General features: G+C 47.0%; 24 protein-coding genes and 1 pseudogene. 22 read left to right on the top strand and 3 right to left on the bottom strand.

Features of this window, described 5'->3' with window-relative positions; all coding sequences use genetic code 11:
- Nucleotides 1-37: 37 nt before the first annotated feature.
- Nucleotides 38-811, bottom strand: a complete 774-nt coding sequence (locus ASD40_RS25365; protein ID WP_162251310.1) for a creatininase family protein — start codon at nt 809-811, stop codon at nt 38-40.
- A gap of 120 nt (nt 812-931) precedes the next feature.
- Here ASD40_RS25365 and ASD40_RS25360 point away from each other — a divergent pair, with 120 nt between their 5' ends.
- The 16 genes and pseudogenes from ASD40_RS25360 to ASD40_RS38850 all read left to right on the top strand — a co-directional run.
- A complete protein-coding gene (locus ASD40_RS25360) occupies nt 932-1,861 on the top strand; it encodes a U32 family peptidase (protein ID WP_156390187.1) in 930 nt (309 codons plus the stop codon).
- A 21-nt stretch (nt 1,862-1,882) separates the two neighbouring features.
- Nucleotides 1,883-2,911 carry a Gfo/Idh/MocA family protein gene (locus ASD40_RS25355; RefSeq protein ID WP_057305905.1) on the top strand — a complete coding sequence of 343 codons (1,029 nt, stop codon included), beginning with the start codon at nt 1,883-1,885 and terminating at the stop codon, nt 2,909-2,911.
- Nucleotides 2,908-3,645: an amidohydrolase family protein gene (locus tag ASD40_RS25350; protein ID WP_057305904.1), complete on the top strand. Its 738-nt coding sequence runs from the start codon at nt 2,908-2,910 to the stop codon at nt 3,643-3,645. Before ASD40_RS25355 ends, ASD40_RS25350 begins: the two co-directional genes overlap by 4 nt.
- 39 nt (nt 3,646-3,684) lie before the next feature.
- Nucleotides 3,685-4,452, top strand: a complete 768-nt coding sequence (locus ASD40_RS25345) for an amidohydrolase family protein (RefSeq protein ID WP_063870854.1) — start codon at nt 3,685-3,687, stop codon at nt 4,450-4,452.
- Between the two features lie 5 nt (nt 4,453-4,457).
- Nucleotides 4,458-5,576: a mandelate racemase/muconate lactonizing enzyme family protein gene (locus ASD40_RS25340; RefSeq protein WP_063860427.1), complete on the top strand. Its 1,119-nt coding sequence runs from the start codon at nt 4,458-4,460 to the stop codon at nt 5,574-5,576.
- 62 nt (nt 5,577-5,638) lie between these two features.
- Nucleotides 5,639-6,472: an amidohydrolase family protein gene (locus ASD40_RS25335; RefSeq protein ID WP_057305901.1), complete on the top strand. Its 834-nt coding sequence runs from the start codon at nt 5,639-5,641 to the stop codon at nt 6,470-6,472.
- Nucleotides 6,473-6,495: 23 nt separating this feature from the next.
- Complete coding sequence (locus ASD40_RS25330) at nt 6,496-6,903, top strand: RidA family protein (RefSeq protein WP_321166611.1); 408 nt, start codon at nt 6,496-6,498, stop codon at nt 6,901-6,903.
- A 17-nt stretch (nt 6,904-6,920) separates the two neighbouring features.
- Nucleotides 6,921-7,706, top strand: a complete 786-nt coding sequence (locus ASD40_RS25325) for an AAC(3) family N-acetyltransferase (RefSeq protein WP_057305900.1) — start codon at nt 6,921-6,923, stop codon at nt 7,704-7,706.
- Nucleotides 7,707-7,735: 29 nt separating this feature from the next.
- Nucleotides 7,736-8,521: an IclR family transcriptional regulator gene (locus tag ASD40_RS25320; protein WP_057305899.1), complete on the top strand. Its 786-nt coding sequence runs from the start codon at nt 7,736-7,738 to the stop codon at nt 8,519-8,521.
- 850 nt (nt 8,522-9,371) lie between these two features.
- Nucleotides 9,372-10,151: a hypothetical protein gene (locus ASD40_RS37470; RefSeq protein ID WP_156390186.1), complete on the top strand. Its 780-nt coding sequence runs from the start codon at nt 9,372-9,374 to the stop codon at nt 10,149-10,151.
- Between the two features lie 686 nt (nt 10,152-10,837).
- On the top strand, nt 10,838-11,014 hold the full coding sequence (locus tag ASD40_RS37465; RefSeq protein ID WP_156390185.1) for a hypothetical protein: 177 nt from the start codon (nt 10,838-10,840) through the stop codon (nt 11,012-11,014).
- 376 nt (nt 11,015-11,390) lie between these two features.
- Nucleotides 11,391-12,974, top strand: a complete 1,584-nt coding sequence (locus ASD40_RS25310; RefSeq protein WP_057305897.1) for an extracellular solute-binding protein — start codon at nt 11,391-11,393, stop codon at nt 12,972-12,974.
- Nucleotides 12,975-13,006: 32 nt separating this feature from the next.
- Nucleotides 13,007-13,906 carry an ABC transporter permease gene (locus ASD40_RS25305; RefSeq protein WP_057305896.1) on the top strand — a complete coding sequence of 300 codons (900 nt, stop codon included), beginning with the start codon at nt 13,007-13,009 and terminating at the stop codon, nt 13,904-13,906.
- Between the two features lie 14 nt (nt 13,907-13,920).
- Complete coding sequence (locus ASD40_RS25300; protein ID WP_057305895.1) at nt 13,921-14,784, top strand: carbohydrate ABC transporter permease; 864 nt, start codon at nt 13,921-13,923, stop codon at nt 14,782-14,784.
- Nucleotides 14,785-14,958: 174 nt separating this feature from the next.
- Nucleotides 14,959-15,390, top strand: coding sequence for an ureidoglycolate lyase (locus tag ASD40_RS25295; protein WP_057305894.1), 432 nt, complete (start codon nt 14,959-14,961; stop codon nt 15,388-15,390).
- Between the two features lie 211 nt (nt 15,391-15,601).
- A pseudogene (locus ASD40_RS38850) lies at nt 15,602-15,836 on the top strand (ABC transporter permease); the annotation flags it as partial.
- A 77-nt stretch (nt 15,837-15,913) separates the two neighbouring features.
- Here the strand turns inward: ASD40_RS38850 and ASD40_RS25290 are convergent.
- Complete coding sequence (locus tag ASD40_RS25290; protein WP_057305893.1) at nt 15,914-16,687, bottom strand: glycoside hydrolase family 78 protein; 774 nt, start codon at nt 16,685-16,687, stop codon at nt 15,914-15,916.
- Nucleotides 16,688-16,836: 149 nt separating this feature from the next.
- Here ASD40_RS25290 and ASD40_RS25285 point away from each other — a divergent pair, with 149 nt between their 5' ends.
- Nucleotides 16,837-17,706, top strand: a complete 870-nt coding sequence (locus tag ASD40_RS25285; protein WP_057305892.1) for an AraC family transcriptional regulator — start codon at nt 16,837-16,839, stop codon at nt 17,704-17,706.
- An 821-nt stretch (nt 17,707-18,527) separates the two neighbouring features.
- On the opposite strand, the gene pdxR is transcribed toward ASD40_RS25285, so the two are convergent.
- Entirely contained in the window at nt 18,528-19,967 is a 1,440-nt protein-coding gene (pdxR, locus tag ASD40_RS25275) for a MocR-like pyridoxine biosynthesis transcription factor PdxR (RefSeq protein WP_057305890.1), read from the bottom strand.
- A 243-nt stretch (nt 19,968-20,210) separates the two neighbouring features.
- Here pdxR and ASD40_RS25270 point away from each other — a divergent pair, with 243 nt between their 5' ends.
- From ASD40_RS25270 to ASD40_RS25250, 5 genes are read left to right on the top strand one after another with little or no spacing between them, the layout of a single operon-like run.
- Entirely contained in the window at nt 20,211-21,350 is a 1,140-nt protein-coding gene (locus ASD40_RS25270) for an MSMEG_0568 family radical SAM protein (RefSeq protein WP_057305889.1), read from the top strand.
- Between the two features lie 3 nt (nt 21,351-21,353).
- Nucleotides 21,354-21,839: an MSMEG_0567/Sll0786 family nitrogen starvation N-acetyltransferase gene (locus tag ASD40_RS25265; RefSeq protein WP_057305888.1), complete on the top strand. Its 486-nt coding sequence runs from the start codon at nt 21,354-21,356 to the stop codon at nt 21,837-21,839.
- The gene (locus tag ASD40_RS25260) at nt 21,796-22,752 is read left to right on the top strand and encodes an amidohydrolase family protein (protein WP_082562434.1); all 957 of its coding nucleotides are present in this window, start codon (nt 21,796-21,798) and stop codon (nt 22,750-22,752) included. Before ASD40_RS25265 ends, ASD40_RS25260 begins: the two co-directional genes overlap by 44 nt.
- A gap of 52 nt (nt 22,753-22,804) precedes the next feature.
- On the top strand, nt 22,805-23,317 hold the full coding sequence (locus tag ASD40_RS25255) for an MSMEG_0572/Sll0783 family nitrogen starvation response protein (RefSeq protein ID WP_057305887.1): 513 nt from the start codon (nt 22,805-22,807) through the stop codon (nt 23,315-23,317).
- A gap of 38 nt (nt 23,318-23,355) precedes the next feature.
- Nucleotides 23,356-24,291, top strand: coding sequence for a methylenetetrahydrofolate reductase (locus tag ASD40_RS25250; RefSeq protein WP_057305886.1), 936 nt, complete (start codon nt 23,356-23,358; stop codon nt 24,289-24,291).
- The last annotated feature ends 3 nt before the right edge of the window (nt 24,292-24,294 follow it).

The following is a 24,294-nucleotide window of genomic DNA, read 5'->3' as shown; positions in this document are numbered from 1 at the left end:
TCATTTTGATTTCAGACACTTTGATCCAACTTCTTATTCATAGTAGTTGATGGAATCGGACAAATTCCGCAGCTACAGCTCGGTTAATAAGATCAATCAACAGTTTCCCGTGTTCGGCATTGGCCTGTCCTGCGTTGTCGCTGTAACCGTCTATGGCTGCCCAACTACCGTGACGTTGGACGAGCGGTCCGGCAGCCGGATCTTTAGGCACCGTAGGGATTGAGCGTTGCAGTGGGAGAGGAAGCTGATCCGTTTGCACCAACTCCGGATGTAAGGCCATCATTAGCGATGTCTCGAAACCTCCGGCATGGCCGGGCACAATACCAAGGCTCGCCGCTCTTCCCTCACGCAAGATCGCCTCCCAAGCGATCGTCCAATAGGATGCGGCTCCTGCAATCACGGGGTGACGTAGGGCCAGCTCACGGGCAGCGAGCCTAACGCATTCCTCGTTACCGCCGTGGGAATTGAGGAGATAAATTCGTCGGAAGCCGCTGCTTACTAAAGAATCTGTTAAGTCATTCAACACTCGAAGCAGTGTTTCAGTGGAGAGAGACAAAGCGCCGGGATAGATCAGATGGTGATGCGAGGCACCATAAACGATGGCCGGACAGACCAAAATCGGAATCTCCTGATTGGCCTGCGAGGCGGCAGCAATGGAGATATTTTCAGCGATTATGGAGTCTACATGTACGGGAAGATGAGGTCCATGTTGCTCTATCGCCGCCACAGGAAGAACGACGGTCGTTTCGGGCGCCCAATGTCCGATCTCTGTGCGGGTCAATTCGTGGAATCGCAAACTCCTAGGTCTCACGTTGGATATTTGTATTGGAAATACCTCCTTTACATATGTCTTAGTTCTATATTATACTTTTTTTAATAAAATTTGAAGTGTGTTTCAAAATAATGAACCAATTCTATTGGAGGTGCTTTTGTGGAAGAAACTCATAAGTTTTTAGCAGGATTAGGTTTGCCTACCGGAGATGTTCACCAACTTCCCAATTCTACTAAACGATTTCCAGATGGTGCCCAAGTCCGGATTGAAATACCAAGCGTAGAAGGTCCAAACGTACTTGCTGCAGTAATAGAGGCGTCAAAAGAGTATGAAGTGCCTATCCATCGTGTCTCTCAAGGAAGTGGTATCATGCTCTGTACCGATGCAGAAATCCGCGAGATGTTAGCGCTTGCAGCCGGTCACGGTATTGAGGTGAGCCTATTTGTAGGACCGCGCTCGACTTGGGATATAACGGCTGCTAGTCATACTCCGTCGGGTAAAGGTCAAGCTTTGCGCCATGAGGGGATGGATCAACTGGTTTATGCCTTGGAGGACATCAAGCGCGGCTGCCGACTGGGGCTTCGTGGTGTTTTGGTGGCTGACGAAGGTCTTCTCTTTATCGTAAACGAGATGAAGAAGGCAGGCCAGCTTCCTGCCGATTTAGTGGTTAAGGTTTCTGTATCCATGGGCGCCGCAAACCCGGTATCAATCAGACATCTCGAGGAGATGGGAGCGGGCACCTACAATGTACCCTCGTCACTTACACTTACGAGACTGGGAGCAATCCGCCAAGCTGTTAACATCCCACTTGACCTCTATGTGGAGTCTCCGGATGATTTTGGCGGTTCGATCCGCTTCTATGAAATTCCAGAAATCGTGCGCGTGGTATCCCCTGTCTATGTGAAATTCGGGCTACGTAATGCAGTTAATGTTTATCCGAGCGGTGTTCATATTGAGCAGATGGCCGTGGCTCAATGTCGGGAGAAGGTGCGGCGGGCTGCCATTGGCCTTGAAATTCTTCGCCGTTATTATCCAGAGGCTGTCATGTCCGAGATGGGTGCCAGCGATCTGGCTGTGCCTCAAATTTAACCGCCGAATGGGGGAAACTCAGTGTCTAACCGTTCTTTAGGTATTGGTATTATCGGTTGCGGCGATATTGTTATAGCACAGCACCTGCCGGCTCTGATGGAGAATCCAGCGGTTCGCTTGATAGCTGTTTGTGATGCAAACCCACAACGGGCTGAGAATGCCGCACTCAATTGCGGCGATGTCTATCATACGACAGATTACCAGCGCATTCTTGCCGATGCAAACGTGGACGCAGTTCTGGTCTGCACACCCCCTTGGGTAACACCCGGCATTACAATCGATGCGCTGAACGCCGGTAAGGATGTTCTGTGTGAGAAGCCAATGGCCACATCGGTTGCGGAGGCGGAGAAGATGGCGGCTGCCGAACGGCAAAGCGGGAGCTTGCTTCAGGTAGGATTTACATACCGGCACGGTCCGTTAATGGAAGCATTGCAAGGCTGGGTTGCAAGAGGCCGGCTTGGTCGTCCTTTGCAATTCCGACTAGGTATTTTCGATGAACTTTTGGACCCTGAGGGTAATCCTGAGCATTACGAACGTATTTTAAACACGTTACACCATGGACCGCCCTGTATTCACGACGGCGCCCATGCAGCGGATTATTTGGCCTACTTAACGGGCTCGTCCCCTGTGCGTGTAGTCGCGTACGGATTGACCTCCCGACCTGAATTTCCTTCGCCCAATTATAATGCCGCCCATATTGAGTTTGCTAATGGCGATCGGGCAAAGTTGGAAATCGGCTGGTTTTACCCTCACCTGCCAAAAGGAGAATTCCATATCCTCGGACCAGGCGGAATGGCTTATTTAGACCGGATTAACAATGAAGCTGTTATAATTGAGGGAAAGATAACCGAAAGGGTGCAATTGTCAGAGGATAGAGCGCGGTCTTGCTTCCGGACGCAGCTTTCGAAGTTTACGGATTATATCCGTATGCGTCGTACCCCTGTACCTGGCAGTCGCGAAGGCATCGCAAGTCTTCGTCTCACTTTAGCTATCGCTGATGCGATGGCGACCGGGAACCCTGTGGAAATGAAACAGGAGGGGATAATGTGAATATTGACGCTCATGTACAGATCGGTGAAGGACGCTACCACCGGGTAGTTCCGGAACGTATGCTGGAGCAGATGGACAGCTGCGGTATTAACCGAGCGTTGATCAGCCCGATCGATCGAGAGATGGCCGTTCATAATCGGGAAGGCAATGATCGGGTGCTTGCGCTTGCTAAGCGTTATCCGGACCGGTTTCTCGCATATGCAACAGCCAACCCTTGGTACGAAGGGGCGGCTGTTGCTGAGTTGGAGAGGGCATTGGGGGAGGGGGCGGCAGCAGTCAAGCTGCATCCGCCTCTGCAAGGATTTATGATCATGGAGTCATTGGTTCATCCGCTGATCGAAGTCGCTGCTCGTCATCGCGCACCGGTCTATGTTCACACTGGGACACCAGCTTATGCCTTGCCATTGCAGCTTACGGAGCTTGCTTTAACCTACCCAGAAGTTGCGTTTATAATGGGAAAGAACGGTAAGACTGACTTTTGGATCGATGCCTTTCCGGCGCTGGAAAGAGCATCGAATATTTTTGGGGATACTGCTCATGATTTTCCGGAGCGAGGTATGGCTCGCCTGTGCAAGGTCATTGGGCCTGAACGTATTATATTTTCCAGCAATCATCCTGTTTCCCGCATGACTCTCGAGGTGGAAAAGGTCAGAGCTATCGATGTAACCGAAGCTGAAAAGGCAGCCATATTAGGCGGAAATATGGAGCGGCTGTTGGCCGCACGGTTCCGCTAATTCCTAAGGGTGGATTATAGAATGTCTGGAGGCATGATCATGAAGATCGACTTTCACGTACACCAGCCAGGAAGGTTAGGGGACGGCAACTATCCTTATCGTTCCGAGGACTATATCAAATTCATGGATAAGCATGGAATCGATATTAGCGTGATGCTTACGATAGACGGATTTTGGCAGGATCCGGTAGCCTGTAATGATTACCTCTCTGAATGGTGCGTCTCGTTTCCAGATCGGCTCGTGCCCTTCTGTACGGTAGATCCGCGAAAAGTCGGGGCTGACAAGGAAGTGGAGCGGTGCGTTACTAAACTTGGGATGAGAGGGGTTAAGTTTCATAATTGGCTGCAGGGATTCAGTCCACTAGAAACATTTATGGCACCTATCTGTGAGGCAGCTGAGGCTTTAGGAATTCCACTTTTCTTTCATGACGGTACGCCGCCTTACTCCTCGCCGTTGCAGATTGCTGAGCTGGCGGCACGTCACCCGAAGCTTAAAGTGATCCTCGGACATGCTGGGCTTCACGATCTCTGGCCAGAAGCAATTGCTGCGGGTAGACGACATCACAACGTCTACTTATGCATGTGTGCGACGCCGCCCTTTGCCATGGAGCAAATCGTAGCGCAGGTCCCGCTGGAACAAATTGTGTTCGGGACGGACGGCGGGTTGTTTCATACAGCCGAGCAGCCTTATGTTGATTACCGTTTTCGTGAATTTGACGCGCTGGAAATACCCATGACAGTCAAGGATCGGATTCTAGGGTCAAACGCCCTTCGGCTATTAGGCAGACCCGTTGAAGAAAGGAGATGAAATTGTTGAAAATAACCCACATCGAAACGATCCCGGTACAAGTCCCTCTTCATCCGGAACGTGCCATTCGTTCAGGTCGCGGCAACCATTTGGTCTCGCCATTCTTATTGGTTAAAGTTCATACTAATGAAGGCTTCATAGGTTTGGGAGAGGTCTCCTGTACGCCAGGTTGGAGCGGTGAGGATCAAGTGACGGCTGAACATTTCATCCGAAATTTCCTTGCACCTCTAATCATCGGGGAAAACCCCTTAAACATTGAGGTATTAACGCAGCGCATTCAGAAACGAATCGCGCATAACACCTTTACCAAGGCAGCTTTAGAAATGGCTTTATGGGATATTCTTGGCAAAGTTGCCGGTCTCCCTGTCTATCGACTCTTGGGAGGGCAGGTAAGAGAATTCGTGCCTACCAAGTTTTCGGTCACTGGTGTAGAGCCAACTAAGGCCGCAGAGATTGCTGCATGGGCGGTGGAGCAAGGCTTTCGCAAGATGAAAGTGAAGGTAGGGACGGGACCTGAGTACGACGTTGCACGTGTCAAAGCGGTGCGGGAAGCAGTCGGTTCAGAAGTCAAATTGGGCGTAGACGCCAATGGCGGTTGGTCGTCCCGGGTGGCGATACAGACGATTCGCCGTTTGTATGATGAGGCAGGCATCTATTTCGCCGAGCAGCCGGTGCCGGCGCTGGATATGTCATGGCTCGCCGATGTACGGGGAAAAGTACCGGTTCCGATCATCGCAGACGAAAGCCTTAATTCGCTGCAGGATGCGATGGCTCTTGTACGAACAGGCGCTGCGGACGTTCTCTCTTTGTATATAGGCAAAGGCGGCGGCATCGGTCCTGCCCGCAAAACAGCCGCTGTTGCTGAGGCGGCAGGCATCACCTGCACGGTTGGCAGCAATCTAGAGCTCGGAATTGCCAGCGCGGCGATGATTCATCTCGCTATGGCAACACAAGGAATTGGAGCCGAAGAGTATCCGTGTGATATTCTTGGACCTTTTTTCTACGAAGACATGCTCCTGAAGGAGCCGCTTCCGATAAAAGGCGGAGAGGCGCGTCCGTTGGAACGGCCAGGACTAGGAGTAGAGCTCGACGAGCAAAAGGTGGAGCATTACAGGGTCCGTTAGCAAAGTTTGCAACGAATTTCACAGGATTGTGAAGTAGAATGGCAGATTGGGAGGGATATGCTTTGATAGATTACCATACGCATTTGGGGGAACCGAATCATTATAGTCCTGAATATTTGGCGGAAGGCTTTAAGATGCGCGGCAAACCCGTTCAGCGAACTACTCCGGATGAGCACTACGAGGAAATGAAGAAGGTTGATAAATGTATCGTGTTGGCCTTTCGCAGCCGTCACCTGGGATTTGAAGTACCTAACGAGTACGTAGCCGAGTATTGCCGTAGGGATCCGCAAAAGCTGATCGGTTTTGCCTGTGTGGATCCACACGACTACAATGCTTTGGATGAACTAAAGGATTGTGTGCAAAATCTGGGTCTAAGGGGGCTGAAAACTAGTCCCATTTACCAAGCCTACGATCCGATGGATGAGCGGATGCTACGAATTTACCGTTATTGCGAGGATAACAGGGTTCCGATTCTGACCCATCAAGGGACCACGTTCCCGCGACGGGCACCCATGCAATGGGCACACCCGGAACAGGTGGAGAAGATTGCATTGGCTTTCCCTGAGCTCAGAATCATCATTGCGCACCTTGGCCATCCGTGGGAAAGCGAGACCATTAGTGTAATCCGTAAGCATCCCCATGTTTACGCCGATGTCTCTGCGCTTTATTATCGACCCTGGCAGCTCTATAACTCCCTCACATTGGCTAAAGAATACGGGGTTTGGAAAAAATTAATCTTCGGAACGGATTACCCGATTTGCACCGTTGACGACTCGATAAAAGGACTTTGGAAAATGACGGAATACGCTCAAAAGATGCCTTTCCCAAGCTTCACACCCGAGGATATGGAGGCTCTCTTGAACAACGACATTTTGGCGGATCTAAATCTGGTGTAAATGCATGAAATGGAGGATGAGAGATGAACATGGGTAAACAGGAGTTGTGTTCAGATCGGGCGCCGGCTGCGGTAGGCGAGTACTCTCAGGGGCTGAGGGTCGGGGACTTCGTGTTCGTCTCAGGGCAGGTTGGGCGAGATCCGGCGACCGGAGAGCTAGCGGAGGGCATTGAGGCTCAAACGGCTCGTACTTTGGAAAATATTCTTGCTATTCTTGAAGCGGGGGGTGCAACGCTAAATGATGTGGTAAAATCTTCGGTTCATCTGAAGGACATGAACTTGTTTCAGTCGTTCAACCGGGTATATGGCACATACTTCACACCCCCCAAACCAGTAAGGACTACGGTAGGCAGTTTTCTGCCCAACGCACTTGTGGAGATTGATGTAATTGCGTATTCTCCATTGAATCAGCTGACAAACCGGAACGAGTGAATGGAGGGAATCCTTCTATGCCCCTGGCACTAACAAAGCAGTCTTTGGTAGAATCGTTCCGCCGTTTAGGCATCCAAAACGGCACTCATCTCGTCATCCATAGCTCTCTTCGCAGTCTAGGATCAATCGATGGCGGCGCAGAGACTGTTCTTGACGCGCTACTGGAGTGCATAGGGAAAAATGGTTTGTTGATGGGACCTACTTTCACGTACAATAATGATATCTTTGACCCTGAAGCGACACCGGGCAGAACCGGCATGTTAAACGAGGTTTTACGGATGCGCCGCGACGCCGTTCGTTCCCACCACCCTACCCATTCGGTGGCGGCAATCGGTAAGGATGCCGCGAAATTCTGCGATGGACATCACGAAGTTCCGGGGCTAGGCATCGATAGTCCTATGGACAGAATGGCTAAGGCGGGCGGCGGTATTCTGCTGCTGGGTGTAGGTCATACAAGCAATTCTACGGTACATGTGGGTGAATCTTATGCTCATGTCCCTTATTTGGATATTCCCTTTAATCCCGGTTGGCCCAGTCTTATTCCAATCGTGGGAGCCATTCAACGGGAAGTAAACATAACTGAATACCCTGGCTGCAGCCGCGCTTTCGGAGTCATCGAAGCATCTCTTCGTATGCGTGGAGTAATTCGAGACGGTTTGATCGGAAAGGGGCTTGTGCAGTGGATGGCCGGGCAGGATGTGATCTCCGCTGTCACGGACTTGCTAGAGCGAAACGCCGCGGAATTGCTTTGCAGCGATCCAGACTGTTATCGTTGCAGCCAGGGCCGTAAACGACTAAGGTAAGTTTAAGGAATGGAGTGGAAAATTAAACAATGAATAAACGGGAATCTAAATCCCAATTGATCCCCAATGTTGACCGGGCATTCAAGATTCTAGAGCTGTTGAGCGAATCCCCTCATGGGATGCGCTTTGCCGATATCTACGAGCATCTGTCACTGGCCAAAAGCAGCGCTTTTGTTCTTTTGGAGAACCTGGAGATGAAGGGATACGTCGAAAAAACCCCCGAAGGCAATTTTCGTGCCACGCTGCGGCTTTTTCAAATCGGCAGCCGGGTTCTGAACAATTTGGACATTCGGTCCACAGCGCTCCCGTATATGATCGCCCTTCGAGATGAAATTCGTTTACCGGTGCATTTGGCCATGCTGGACGGCACGGATATTGTTTATTTGGAGAAGGTAGAAGGCACAGGCTTTATCAAGTTCGACACTTACGTCGGTAAGCGGGCGTCGGTACACATGACCTCCGTCGGGAAAGCAATCGCGGCCTTCCTGACTGATCAACAGGTTGATGAGATTATCACTGCCCGAGGACTAGGGGGTGGAACCGATAAAGCAATTACTACAAAGGCAGAGTTCAAGGCGGTGCTGCAAACTGTTCGTGAGATGGGGTACGCGCTTGAGGACGAGGAAGAGGTGCTGGGTGTACGGTGTATCGGCGCGCCAATTCGGAACCACTTAGGTGAGGTGGCGGCTTCGATTAGCATCATCGGCTTGCACCGGGAACTGCCGGTCACTCGCATTCCCGAGTTCGGCAAGAAGGTAATGGAGATAGCTGAGCGGATTTCATCGGCTCTCGGCTGTCCGCCGCTGCAATCTTAAGTAGAAGTTTATCATAGGGTCCGTCTATCGGAGATCGTATGCTGGAACGGACGATCCGAACATTTACCATATGGATCGAATCGAGGACATGACAGCATCGCGGTTTTTCGCTTAGCCCTTCTCTGTGCGATGCGCCTGATCATACACAATACAGGCGGAAAATCGCCTGTTTTATTTGCATTGACTCTGGACGAACGGTTCTTAGAACTTTTCGCTAATTAAGATTTCGATTCGATTGTCACGCTGGAAGTCGATCCGGTTATTACTGGCAAACGTAAGATGGTAGTGATAACGTTTATGGTTAAACCGACTTGTATATGGATGAGCAGGGAGGATGAGCTAAATGAAGTTGGGTTTTGCTGAACGTATTGTCACGCCCCCCGTTGGCACTTGGTTAGGGGGCTTTTCGAGTCGGACGGAGCCTTCGCAAGGAGTTCGGGACGATCTTCGCGCCCAAGCGGCATGGCTGCAAAGCTCGGACTTCGAACATGTCCTGGTCGTATTGGATCAAGTCGGGATTACTCAAGGATGGACTGATGCTTTGCAGAAACGGCTTTTCGAGGCTTGGGGGCTTAACGCCGATCAGGTGCTTGTCCATTGGACCCATACCCACTGCGCACCGCTCTATAGGGAACCAACGCCGGGCTTTGAACACGCAGTGTTCTCCACGATTTATTTCGAAACGCTGCTCGAAGATGTCCTAGAGGTGTGCCGAATGGCCAAAGAGAATCTAGAGCCCGTAATGTTTTCATTCGGAAGCGGTAGCTGTGACCTGGCAGTTTCGCGACGCCTGATCGTAGATGGCGTAAATCAGTTCGCCGCGAACCCGTTTGCGGTGGTGGATCATGAGGTGCCCGTACTTGCCGCCATCCGTCCCGATGGAAGCAGTAAACTCATTTTGTTCAGCTATGGCTGTCATCCTACCATGACGAACAATTTGCTTTTCTCGGCAGAATATCCCGGAGTTGCGCGCCGAGTAATCGAATCCCGTATATCGGGTGTCCGGGTTATGTTCCTTCAAGGCTGCGGCGCCGATGCGGTGGTCGGTGTCCATAGTAGCGAGAAGCAACGCTACCTTCTGGACGACCAATGGGAGGATATGGAGGCAGCCGGTCGCATTCTTGCCTGGAAGGTGCTTCTTATATTGGCGCATCAAATGGAACCCGTATCAGGCAATTCCTTATCCAGTTCCACCATTTCTCGCAATCTCTCTTTTGAACATTTCCCTGGCCGTACCGAACTTGAGGAGCATGCAAACGGCGCACATCTCGGCGACGCTCGGTGGGCACGCTATCAGCTGCAGCGATTTCAGGATGAACCTGTTTGGCCCCGAGGCGTAGAAGCCCGATTTCATGGACTTCGGATTGGCGACGTCTATATCGTGGGACATCCGGGAGAAGTGACGTCCGCTTACGGCCTTCGCCTGAAGGAACGTCATCCGCGTATGAAGCTGATCACCCTAGGGTATTGCCATGCCCAAATCGGCTATATCCCGCGCCGGTCGATGTACGACGAAGGAGGATATGAGGTGGATGCATGGCGAACATGGGGTTATCCATCGCGTTGGGACCGGAGCATCGAGCAATTATTTGAGTCAACCGCGGAAGCTGTAATATCCCGGTTGCTGTAAGCAGAGTGATAGAAAAAAATGTGAAAATTAACCTATTCCCGGCGAATATAAACAAACAACAATTGTAATTATTAAATGTCAGATGACAAGAACAATATCGCATTACAAGCCGCTTATATGGCGGTTTTTTTAATTTATGAGGATGGTGGAATTACTTCATTTCTAGCTAACTGGTAGCCGATCATAAATTCGGTGGAGTCCTCTAGCCGCTAAGACTTTTGTGGAGGGCATAATGCTGTTACTGATTATGCTGCGTGTGCCAATCCTTTAGCAAATTCGATTAGATCTTTGGGGACGACTTTCTAATAAAAGAAGTTACGTGAACGGATATTTTGTACCATAAAATGAAGCATGTACAATGAACTAGGGATGACCGAGGGGGTCGTCCCTTTTTTCTATCGTTTATATTTATTTATAAAATGACATGCTTCTGCAATTTCACCCATACCTCAAAATAAGAGGGAGATTTATGATATGGGGTGAAAGTGTTTGATTAGAGGAGGGGAGAAAATCACCGAGAAAAGCTTATTTGTGGCGTGGCGGTCTTATGGTTTGTATAGGCAGCATTAAAGAGTGGGCGATATTCTTCAAGTAAGCTGCGATTTCATCTGGGTTATGCCAGAATGGTGTTGCCGAAATTGGTTTAAGATCTAGCTTCAATTACTATTATACGAGGAGGGTTTATCGTGAGGAGAGGTTACACTCGTAAGGTACTTAGTATTGTTATGGCAATTGCCATTGTAATGACGATGGTCATACCAGTCTCGGCACATAGTAGTATTTCGGGCGAAGATGGCATAACAAAGCATATCCAGCAAGCAGTTATGAACACTTCGAACTCCTCCGCTACTAACCCCATTTAATATTGTCATCGACATTGGAACCTCAATCTTCTCTACTAAACCAGCTGCCAGCTGAACAAAAATGAATTGAATTATAAAAAACCATAATTCAATAGCAAAAACCATATTCTTGATAGCTATTTTTTTTTATTCTTTATTGTATAGGGAAGAGAAAGGAGATGCATCGATAGAGAATCCCCCTCCATATCGTGGAACCTCTGCGATAACGACGCCAAAAGATACCCGGAAGCGACCATGCTCTGGGTGGATTATTTGTATTCGAAATCTCTCGAACTATAAGATTGGTAAGATGAAAACGCGCCTATGTGTAAGAATATCAGGTTACCTATGAGATTGGAAGAATGCCAATTAAATCTTTTAACGGAGGAGAATCGGTATGGATAAGAAAAACATGCATCGTTCTCTTGCTATCAGCTTTACGCTAGCTCTGGTGCTAGGGGCTTGCAGCAATAATGATGCTAATCCACAGGGAAGTGAGTCACCCGGCACGAATCAGGCACCGGTCGATATATCGTTTTTGATGCGAGACGGATCTATCCCTTATGCGGTGGAAGCAAAAAAAGACGACCCCTATTTTAAAGAAATGTCCCGATTATTTAGTAAATGGGTTGGCGGCCAGCATAATATCACATTTGACTTTATCACTGGTGATTATGACCCGCAGTTGAAGCTAAGGCTTGCTTCCGGCGACTATCCGGATATCATACACACGACTGCTATCGATAGTCCGGCCCACCCTACGGCGGTGCAGGATGGAATTTTCCTGCCACTTAATGACCTTCTCGACAAATATGGACAAAATATTAAGAAAGCGCTTCCTCCCGAAATTTGGAAAAGCAACAAGTTAAGCAAGGACGGCAAGATTTATGCGTTGCCTAAAATGGCCCCGTTGCCCAGCATCTTGGTCATATACGTCAGAAAAGACTGGCTCGACAAGTTGGGGATGAAGGCGCCCGTCACGCTCGATGACTATTTGGCCTATTTCGATGCAGTTAAAACACACGATCTGAACGGCAACGGACAAAACGACGAGATTCCGTTCTCGGTGCGGAAGGACCTGTCTTACGGTGGTTCGTTCTTCGGTTATTTCGGCGTGTATCCTTCCTCTTGGAAGTATGAGAACGGTCAAATGTTGCCGGAAATGATCATGCCTCAGATGAAGGATGCCATCAATTTCTACAAAATGCTATATGAAAAAGGGTACATCAACAAAGACATGTTTACCAAAACACGGGATGAATGGGCTGCCGACATTCATGCTGACAAGGTCGGCATGTGGATGCACGAAATTCCAAGCGCCAGCACGGATTGGGACCCTTCCACCTTCGCGAACAAAAACGCAACACTTGATGTTCTTGGGGGTCCCCAGAGAACGGACGGTAAGGTATATTTGACGCCGGTCAATCAAGGCTTCGCCAACGTCATGACGATTTCCGCCAAAACAAAGCACCCGGAGGACGTCATGAAATTTTTCGATTGGGCATGGTCCGACGACAAAGATAAAGATACGTTCTTTTCCTTCGGAATCAAAGAAAAAAATTACACGGTGGCCAACGATCAGATCAACTGGAGCGCGAATTCTTCTGAAAATACTACTAAAGGTGTTTCGGCCTTCTATCAAGTCCAAATGAGTCCGAGCAAGGGCTACAGCATGTCTCCACTCATCATTGAGAAAAATAAAAATGCAGCTATGCTGAAGAAGGGAATTCAACTCACTCAGACGAACACGATGCCCGACGACGGTGAGTTTATGCTGCTTCTGGATGCTTATAAAGCACACCCAGAGCTATCGCCTCTGCTCACGGGAAGTCTGTTCTTGGATATGTTCTCGAAGGTCGTAACCGGAAAACAACCGATTGACAGCGCGTTCGACAAGTTCGTCTCCGACTGGAAATCCCGCGGTGGCAACGATGCAATGAAGCAGGCAACCGATTGGTACAATAGCGTTAACAAAAAATAAGGCTCTTTAACACCGTGAAGGAGGTAAGCGCAATGTGGAGAAAAATTCACAACCATCCGACTGTAGCCTTGTTAGTTCTAGCGCTTCCCGGTTTGATCTGCATGATCTTGTTCAAATACGTGCCGCTGTTTGGCAATGTCATCGTTTTTCAAAACTACGATATGTTTAAAGGCATCGCCGGCAGTCGTTGGGTAGGGCTTGCTCATTTTCACGAGCTGCTTGTGTACCCCGATTTTCTCAAAATATTGCGGAATACTGTCATAGTTCATCTGTATTCGATCGTATTCGGGTTCCCGGCTCCGCTTCTGCTGTCACTGCTGCTCAACGAAATTCGCCAAATGTGGTTCAAGCGGCCCGTGCAAACCTTCTTGTATTTGCCGCATTTTCTGTCGTGGGTCATTGTGGGAGGCATTTTTCTGAATTTGCTCAGCACAGACGGTGTGGCCAACCAAATCCTGGCATGGTTCGGGATCAAACCGAGCGACTTCATAACCGAACCTGCTTACTTCCGTAGTCTCATTGTATCGATCGGCATTTGGAAGGAGGTCGGTTGGGGAATGATTGTTTATTTAGCGGCCATCGCCGGAATCAATCCGAACCTTTATGAAGCAGCAACTGTGGACGGTGCTAGCCGCTGGAGGCAAATGTGGCATATTACCTTGCCTGGCCTGCTGCCCGCCATTGTCGTTCTATTCCTCCTAAGAATCGGCCACATGCTTGATTCAAATGTGGAACAGATGCTCGTATTTCTTAACCCGCTTGTGCGTGACGTCGGGGAAGTTATAGACACATATGTTTACAGGGCCGGCTTATTGAACGGGCAATTCAGCTATACGACAGCCATCGGAGTGTTTAAATCGGTTGTCGGACTTACACTCATTCTTGGCTTGAACAGGCTCAGCCGTAAGCTGACCGGTGAGAGTATATATTAGAGGGGGACGAGGAAATGCCGGTTTATCGTTCCGAACGTCTGTTTCAGTTGATAAACGGACTATTTTTCATCCTTGTTGCAGTTGCGATGCTTGCACCCCTTGTCCACTTGGCGGCTATTTCGCTCAGCTCAGCCGATTTTTCCAATGCGCACAAGGTGTATTTTTGGCCACGCGGGTTCAATTTAAATGTATACCAAGATGTCTTTCAACAATCACGGCTATGGCGCGCGATGGGAGTCAGCGTATATATCACGGTATTTGGTACGCTTATTTCCCTTTACATTACTTCGGCGTTGGGGTACGCCTTAACAAGACCGAAGATGCGTGGTAGAAAAGTGATTCTAAGGGCATTGATTGTAACCTTTATCTTTTCAATTCCTCTTATTCCGTTTTACCTCGTTGTTCGCACAGTCGGAATGGAAAACTCGTTATGGGCTTTGATGATTCCCGGTGCGCTCAGTGTGTTTAATACGCTGATCGTCAAAACGTTCTTTCAGGGAATCTCGAGCGAATTATTTGATGCCGCACAGATAGATGGATGCAGCGAGTACGGTATGTTCTTCCGCATTGCCGTGCCGATGTCGCTACCGGCCATTGCCACAATCGGGTTGTTTCATGCGGTGGATCAATGGAACTCTTATTTTTATGCGTTAATTTTTTTGCATTCCAAAGCAAAATATCCGATTCAGGTTATTCTGAAATCCATGGTCATGGACGGCAGCTCCGGCGTTGAATCGGATTCGCTGGTTCTTTTCTACAGTCCAGAGCAGCTGAAGGCGGGGATCGTACTATTCGCAACAATACCGATATTGATCGTCTACCCGTTTTTGCAGAAATATTTCGTTAAAGGTGCTATGCTGGGCTCCTTAAAGGAATAAATCATTCGGCGGTCAAGCTGAAAGGAGAAGGCTGCTGAGGGATCAGCAGCCTTCTCCGCTAACGGACAGCATTTTGTGAGTAACATTTCGAGTATATTTAGCAACTAGCTAGGAGGTGGCAGAGCCCTTCAATGGTAGAATAAGCTTAATTACAAATGTGAGGAGTATAGTTGTATGCATATTCAATTGCAGAATATTACTGAAGAAAGCTTTGCCCCATATGGTACGATTATTGCGCTTAATCCCGATTCAACAGAAAGATTCCAAGTTGTATTAGCTGAGGAGGATGTTCCAGGCTGGCGAATTGCCGTTTCCAACTTGACGAACAAACGTACGGTGAAATCACTCGGAATGCATCCCAATACAAGAGAATCGTTTGAACCCTTATGTGGGATTGCTGTCATTGTTGTAGCAACGAAGGATGAGCCCGACAAAATACAATCCTTCTTATTGGATAAACCGATTTGTTTGTTTAAGGATACTTGGCATCAGCTTATAGCACTATCCGAAATCGCTTCCGTTAAAATTATTGAAAATGCCAACGATATCGAGTCCAATGGTCATATCTTGGCGCAAGAATTTAAGGTTGGCTTGATCGGCGAGTAGAGGACTTGTTAGAAGTAGTGCTCTGAAAATGGTTCCGTTTTAGAGTAGAAACATTATCGGGTTCTCGAGATGCCATTTGCCTACCGGGAAATAACAGTGTCGGAGCTTGCTTTGAAGCAGCTCCTTTTTTTGATTTCATTGACGGGCAGGTAAGTTTAATAAAATTCAGGCTAAAAGTCGGAAAGGGGCAGGTAAGTAATGGGTTCGAGAATTATTGGGGATCATTGGGGCATTTCAAATGTTCACACCGGCTATGATTATTACGCAGGGCGGACCTATGAACTCTACCTATGTTTGCCCTAAATTTGTATGAACGCGCTTTTAGCCAACTGCAAATGGGATATGCCTCCAGTCTTGCATGGATTATGTTACTCATTATCGCAGCTTCAACTTCGATCATTTTTCTATCATCCAAGTACTGGGTGTTCTATGAATCTGAAAAGGGGCATGGGACACTAGACTTTTTCGCAGAAACAAACTTGTCATTTCTTCTTGTTGATGGCAGGACTTTTGTTTACGACGGTCATTTCCTCCAGCTTGGTTGCTTTCGGATTTGCCTGGTTATAGTTTCGGCTGTGAAACTTCTGGTTCGCGCAGGGAATGCTTTCTTGATCGGCAATTTTGCCGTGGATAGCGGCGGCTGTCTGGCGAAAGAACCGCAGACGCTCAGCTTTGGAGATTGGTGCCTGTCGGATTTAGTAACAAAACTATGGGACAACGCGAATGGATTCCGATCCTCTTTGCAGCGGATAGGCTTTGATATGGAGGCGAGTGGCGTGAAATAATTTTCTCCTACTCTGTGACCGTTTAGTTTAATTTCATAGAGCCCTAAGCTAGTCGCATAAATTCGGGCACTCTTCACTGTGGAGTGTACTTTAAACGCATGTCTGAACAACGGACAATGTTCACTTTCCATGGGGAATTGCTTGGTTGGAGCGCTGATCCATTCAGCTTTCCAATCACCTGGTTGCAGCAAGCCCATTTCCCAAAAAGCAGTCACAGACCAATCTGACGATTCATCTTGATCACTCCAAACCCGTACTTGATAATAATAACGCTGACGCGATTTTAAAGTTAATCCCTTTAATGCAACATGAGTGGATTGCTCCGATTGTACCTTGCCGGAATTCCAAAGTATGCTAGCGAATTCAGCCCCCGTTGAAATCCGAATCTGATAAGCAGATTGCAGCCACGATCTCGTATCAGTTTGAATTTGCCAGCTAATTCGCGGTTGCCCAACATCGATACCGATTGGATTCTCCATATACTCACAACGCAGCTTATTGACAATAGACATCCTATTTGCCCGCCTTTCAAAGATAGATAGTAAATATACCTTTCGTTCCATTTCATTTATAATTATATTAAATATCTTGTTCAATTATCTTGGTATAAAAGACATTTCATATAGGTAAAAGCGACATTATTCAGATTGGAGCTCTAAAAATGAAGCCTCCGAAACATATACTAAAAGAGGATCACTTTTTTTCAAGTAATTTGATGCTTTTGGTCAATCGAGCTACAGAAACCTTTAACTTACCGCTGCATTCCCATGAATTCATAGAGTTGGCTTATGTTGCTGAAGGGAAGGGCTTTCATTATATTGAAGACGAAATTCAACGCGTACATAAGGGCCAACTATATGTTATTCCCATGGGAGTTACTCATGTTTTTCGCCCCACTTCCACGGATGCATTAAAAGATCCGCTCATTGTCTATAACTGTATATTTACTCAGCAGCTCATCGATCGCTTAATTAGCTTTGTAACGGATGAGCCAATCATTGCTTATATGGAAGGGTTAAAAGAAGAGACGCTCACCTTTCATTCAGTTTTCGACTCCGATGCTGTGATTGATCATATATTTCTTTCTCTTTATCGGGAATATTCTTTGACGCTTAGTGGTACTTCTACCTATTTGAATACCCTTTTACTGCAGTTGATTGTAACCATTTATCGATTGAAAAATGATGTATATGATAAAATGCTTAGTAAGCGAACCCACTTTCTTCAGGTTCTTAATTATATAGAACAAAAATATGCAGAGGATATCACACTATCCCATTTGTCCGATATGTTTCAATGGAGCGAACGCCATTTTCAACGTTTATTTAAACAGCACACGGGCCAAACCTTCAATCGTTATCTTCAAAACTTACGAATCCAAAAAAGCTGCGAACAACTACGCGGTTCGCAGCTCGCAATCAGTAGAATTGCCGAGGCGGTAGGGTATAAAGATATCAATTCATTTATTGCACGATTTAAAAAAATTGTCGGAAAAACACCGAGCAGTTATCGCCAGAGTGGCTCTAATTAAAGGAATTGCTGGAAACAGCTGAACTGAAAGTCGAGGATCATTTTTACGGCCATGGCTGTCGTTCTTATATATGAAAATCATCCTAACATTGTATTATCCGAAGAATTTTACGTTGCTTCGTGTACACAACCTCAAATTATTGACCAATCCAGTCTTATTGAAATTCAAGCTTCTACTTCAGAAGAGATCGCGGCTTCAATCCAAGATTTGTATTCATTGTCTGAAAGATTATTTGAATTATCTAAGCGTTTCTAAGTAACAACGTTATTGCTATTGGTTGATTTGTTAAAGTTAGCTTTCCAAGAAATTCTTTTGCTCACCGAACAACAATTCCAGGAAATCTCCGATAAGTTTACAGCGATGTTTGTCCAAGTTTTATAAGGGTTTATTAGTATTTCAGGGTGAGAATGTTGATTTAGTCATAAAGAAGTCCCTATCCTTTCAAAGGGTGGGGACTATTTGACGTTTCGTTAATACTCAAATCAAAGAATAATTAAAATCGGTTACCGTTCCTTCGGCTAGCTTTCTGACAGTTCCAAAGAATGATTACTGGAATTAATTACGGGGACTCCTCCGACTATGGAGTTATTTGGGAAGTTTATGACTGGCAGAACAATAGTGGAGGAGCTTGCATTGATGCGGTCCTTTTGATTTCCTTGAATTAACGGGGGGCCTTTGAACGAATGCTCTTTAGATCATAATAAAGTAATACAAAGTTCGTTTAAGAAGGTTTATCCGCTCGTGCAACACATTTGAGATTGAGTTCATTGAATAAGAAAGAAGCCCGGAACATCAAGATTTCCGGGCTTTTCTATTCTCTTTTATTCGATAGGCTTTATAACTTCAGCAAATCTTCGAATGCCCTCCTCAATCATGTGATCATCAACTCGACTGTAGGTGAACCTCATGTACCGATCATTTGAACCAAGCGTGCTTCCTGGAGCGAATACGATTCCGTTCTTGACACATTCTTTGAACAAATGCTGTTCGTTCAATTCCTCCTTCAGCTTGCACCAGAGATGTATCCCGCCGCTTGGAATCCCATACTCGATATTGTCTTTAAATGCAGATTGCAAAGCATGTAAAGTTATATCTCGCTTTCGTTTCAACCCGATTCGCAAGTGCTGGATGTGCGTTTCAAAGCCTTCGGAGGAAAGTAGTTGCGCGGCTATCCATTGCGGATAGTTCGGGTGGCCAAAATCAATCTGTTGTTTAGCGTCAGTTAAACGTTGAATCACGGCTTGAGGTCCTACAATCCAGCCGATTCGCAGTCCTGAGGAGATAATTTTGGACAATGAACTGATATAGAGAACTGAACCGTCTTGATCCATGGATTTTAACGAGCGTATGGGCTCATTGTCATATCCAGTAACACTATAGGGATCGTCTTCAACGACCGCAATTCCGTATTGGGTTGAAATTTCCAATACCTTTTTCCGTCTTTCATAGGACATCGTATTCCCTGTTGGATTCTGGAAAATGGGGTTTAGGAAGACCATCTTAATTCTGTGTTTTTTGTATAAAGAAACAATTTGCTCAGGGTCTATTCCTTCTTCTTCGATCGGCAGAAGAAATGTTTTGAGACCGGCAGATTGGAAGATAGGCAGGGAATAGGCATAAGATGGGTCTTCTATAGCAACGGAATCTCCCGGCTTGAGAAGACACTGGATAATCAAATGCAGAGCTTGTTGGGCACCGGAGGTAATTAATATTGATGAGGCATTCGTTTCTACGTTTCGATAGGTCTTGAGGTGAGAAGTGATCGCTTCCCGCAATTTCATATTCCCCTGCATATGTTCATAGCCCAAGAATTCACTGATTTCCATAGAATTGTGAACCTCTTGCATCAATCGAATCGGGAGCAAATCGGGGCTTAGTTCGCCAATAGCAAAGTTGATATGTTGATCGCCCGATTGGATGATTTTATATATCTGCTGATTCAAAGGATTATTCGATTGAAATACCCCGCTTTTCACATACTCTTCCCAGTTTGGAATGCGTTTGAAGGTACCTCCTGCTTTATTGTCGATGCTGACTACGGTACCAATCCCTTTGACCCGTTTAACGAGTCCGATCGCGTATAGTTCATCGTAAGAAGAAACGATCGTACTGCGGTTAACATGAAGTTCTGCAGCCAAATGGCGTTCAGAGGGTAAGGTGCTGCCAGAAGGGTATTCGCCGTTCATAATTCGAGATTCCATATAATTCGAGATTTGCTTATAAACAGGGATTCCGTTTGTTTTGTTTGGTAACCAACTCATCATACACCTCCAAACAATTCTTATATATGTCATATTAACTCACATAATCGTATGTATCAATGTTTTTCTAAAGGGTAAATAAGTGGATGGATGATGAGAATAGCAGTGGATGGCAAAAAAAAACGTAGGGTGGATGGGGTAGGCGATCGATTCTTTCGATATGATATGGCATATAACGTAACATGAATTGTTGGAAGAGACGCGAATGTAATGAAAAGTAACATAACCAAGAGGAGGGGTAGAATGAACCCTACAAAGCAAATCAAAAGTGTGGATGACACATCATCTTTTCAAGACGATGCAAGCTGGTTAGTAGATCTTCAGAATAAAGGTTTACGTACTTCCGGATTAATTGAGGGAGGAAGACGCGGGGGAGCAGGTCCTTCTGATGATCGTGCATTTATGCTGGGAGGTCAAGCCGTCATGCTTCCGACTCTAAATGGTCCTGCTGAACATTCCCCTTATTCCTTAGTACAAACACAATCTGGACTTTCCTTGCAGTATGAGGGTAGAACACTCATGTATGTGGATCCGATCGCGAGACCTCGCTTTTATGATCTCAAGACTAAAGATGGTGTCCCTTACAATCACATTGCAGTGCTGCACGGAGCTGATGTCTTGGCGAGCACGGTCATTCAAAGCTGTATTCGCTGGGCTCCTAGCGGGCGGTGTAAATTTTGCGCCATTGGACAGTCGCTTGAAGCGGGAAATACAGTTGCCATGAAAACACCCGAGCAGCTTGCAGAAGTCGTACAGGCTGCGGAAAAGCTAGATGGCATTAAACATATTACGTTAACGACAGGCACACCGAATGAGATCGATCGGGGTGCACTCTATTTGGCAGAATGCGTAAGAGCGATTCGCATGGTTAGCAAGCTTCCCATACAAGTTCAATGTGAGCCCCCTACGGATGATAGCTTATATCAATTCCTTAAAGAAGCGGGAGCAGACACGATCGGGCTTCATGTGGAATCGTTCGATGAAGATGTGCGGCGCAAGATGATGCCCTCTAAATCCAGCGTTACCTTAGAAACCTATTACACAGCATTCGAGAAGGCTGTAGCGGTATTTGGCCGCAATCAGGTAAGTACCTATGTCATCTTGGGTATGGGTGAAAATATGGAGAAAACGTTAGAAGGATGCAAGCGCGCCGCAGAGCTTGGCGTTTACCCATTTGTCGTTCCATTACGGCCGCTTCGCGGAACGATGCTGGAAGACTCGCCGCCACCTTCCAGTGAATACATGGAGACGATGTACCGGCATGTTGCCGATATTCTTGCAGATGAAAGCTTATCTTCATCAGGCAGCAGTGCGGGGTGTGCAAAATGTGGAGCTTGCTCTGCCCTTCCTTCTTTCGAGAAGATAGCTCAAACGGGGAGTTGAGGAATGAAAAATTATGAGATTCGCATCGCTGGAACGAAAATAGAAACGCAAGCTTCCCTAGTGCTGCGTCGGCAAGTGTTCGTTGAGGAGCAGCAGCTGTTTGAAGAGAGTGATGCGGATGAGAACGATTCTTCGTCGATCACGATCAATATTTGGAAGCAGGGGACCATCCTTGTAGGAACAGTAAGATGTTATCCGGATCGGAACACTCCCTCTTTATGGTGGGGGGGGAGGCTTGCGGTTCATGAACAGTACCGGATTCGAGGAATAGGTGTTTACCTGATTGAGGCTGCGGTTGAGCAAATGAAGCAGCGGCAAGTCCCTTGTTTCAGGGCTCAGGTGCAGGAGCAGAATGTTCAATTATTTGAAAAGTTGGGATGGACCAAAGTGGGGGCGCCAACGTTTGCTCAAGGACTTCCACATCAAATCATGGAGGCGAATTTACATGTGCATGATGCACGGAAACATAAACAAAGCAGCAGGATCTGATTCTATGTCTGCATGCGGTCATGAGTCGGGTCCTGAACACGAGATCCCGCTAACAATGGGCTTTGGAAGACGTGTATTCAGCGTGCACAATCATGTTGGCGATTTGCCGCCTTGGCCCTTTTACGAATCAGAGGTGCCTATTTCTCCGGCTGAACCGGGTCCGATGACAACCGAAGAATTAAATCATTTTATGAAATGCCGTGGTATCGAAAAGACGTTGATTATTCCTAACTATGGCATTCCTGTTCAGGCACAGCCCTTTTCACATAACAAGAGAGTCGTTCAGCTGTGCCAAGATGGAGCAGGGGAAGTAGCGGGAGCGCTTTGGGTTTCAGGTCTACCACAGAATAGGGATTTGACAGATGAAGCTCTTCAGCTCATTCATGAACCAGGAATTCGGGCACTTAAGATGAGTTATTTACTTGGTGGAACAGCAGATCCCCGCAAATGGGATGAGCCTACGCTTAGACAACATGAGAAGATTTTCCAAGCTGCCATGGAGAAGGATATTTCCATTCACTTTCATACGAGTCCAGGAGGTGGGTCTGATATATTGGGATTTTTCGAACTGATTAAGCGTTGGGGTAAAGATATGAAAATCCACCTGGTACATATGGGTGGGGGCGTTAGCGGCCATATTCGTCTGCTTTCCCAGTGGAAGGACCTCATCGAAGGCGGTTATCAAGTTTATCTCGATACGAGCTGGGCGATTGGTTTTGCCGTAAGGAATCTCCTTCAAGAAGTTGATAAGACCGGTATTGGCGCTGATCGCATTATGTTTGGTTGTGATGAACCATGGAGTGATTATGAAAGCGAATTTTGGAAAATCCAAGGCGCTCGAATCTCTGACGAAATTAAAGAAAGAATTTTCTGGGGCAACGCGCAAGAGCAATACTTTACGAAGTTGGCATAGGGGTTAACCCTCTTAACCATATAAAAATTAAAAATTGGAAGGAAGATGAACAATGGCACAATTTACAGAACTTGAAATTCAATCTATGAACGAGATTCCACACCCGTCTTTACCGAATGGCACAAAACTTTATGGGGGCACAAAGATATTCCCCGACTACAAAGCAAATCCTGGTGAAAAGTTTCTTGCTATTATCCATGGTATTGCACATGAATCATCTTTATCTTATGTAGCGATTCTGCAAGCGACCCGTGCTCAGCGCAAGGGTTATGAAACGGCTATTTATTTCTACGGCACTGGTGCCATTAATGCACTTGCAACAAGAGGGTTTCCAACAGTAGGTCAAGCTGCATTCGGGGGGCAAATGAATATAAATGATGGTTTGGCAACGTTCATCAAAGAAGGCGGAAAAGTGTATGTATGCCGATTCGGTCTTGGGCTCCATGGACTTCGTGAAGAAGATTTGATAGAAGGTACCATACCCGCACATCCTCTTGATCTGCAGGATTGTTTAATCGAATATTCGCGTGCAGGCGCATTTATTTTAAGTACATTCCAAATCTAATCGGTAATCCTATACAAATAAAGAATAGGTGAGTGAATATGACTATTTATTTGGGTCACGGGTCGTCCATGCGACCCGATAATTTCTTAGTTACCGCGGAATTGATTCCGCCCCGCAATTGGAATCCTCGTCCACTCGTTGAACAGGCGGTGCGCTATAGAGGATATGTAGATGCCGTCGATCTCAGCGATAACTTGCTCGCCATTGCGCGTTTATCCCCCGTAGTCGGAGCTTTCTTCGTCCGTCAAGTCGGTGTTGAGCCGATCGTACAAATTAACCTGAGGGATCGCAACCGAATGGGGATTCAAAGTGATTTGTTGGGTCTTGCAGCGCTAGGTGTTAAAAACATTACAATTCTTGGCGGTTACCCAGCTAAAGTGGGGACTGAACCCAACGCTAAAGAAGTGTACGATCTGGAAACGATGGAGTTAGTACGATACGTCCGTAAGATGGTCGACGAAGGTAAGCTGTTTGACGGTACCCAAATGGAGGAAGCGCCAAAGTTTACAATTGGCACGGTTGAAAATATCGCTGGCAAGCCGATCAAAGAGCTAATCGACCGCCTTGAATCGAAGGTGGACAAAGGCACTAACTTTGTTAGGACCCAGTTGGTGTTCGATATGGATTTGATCGAAGAGTGGATGGCTGAAGCTCGCCGACGCGGACTTCACGAAAGAGCCTCGATAATGGCAAGTGTACTGCCGCTGAGAAATGCTGATCATGTGAACACCGCGTTAAAAATACCGGGCATAGTCATACCCGAATCGTTCCATGCTAGACTTGCTGCCTCCGATTCTAAGGATGAAGGAATTGCCATTGCAGCAGAATTGATCACTCAGCTTCGCCGTATTGAAGGCATTAAAGGCGTCCATATCCGTCCGATCGGCGGCGCAGAGGACAGTGTTAATAATCTTGTAAAAGCCGCTGGGCTTATGCCGATTACACCGCTATCTATCGGAGCTTTAGGAGCTTAAACA

Origin of the sequence: Paenibacillus sp. Root444D2, from assembly GCF_001426375.1 — a bacterium.
Classification (GTDB): domain Bacteria; phylum Bacillota; class Bacilli; order Paenibacillales; family NBRC-103111; genus Paenibacillus_E.
This window is presented reverse-complemented; position numbering and strand designations above follow the sequence as displayed.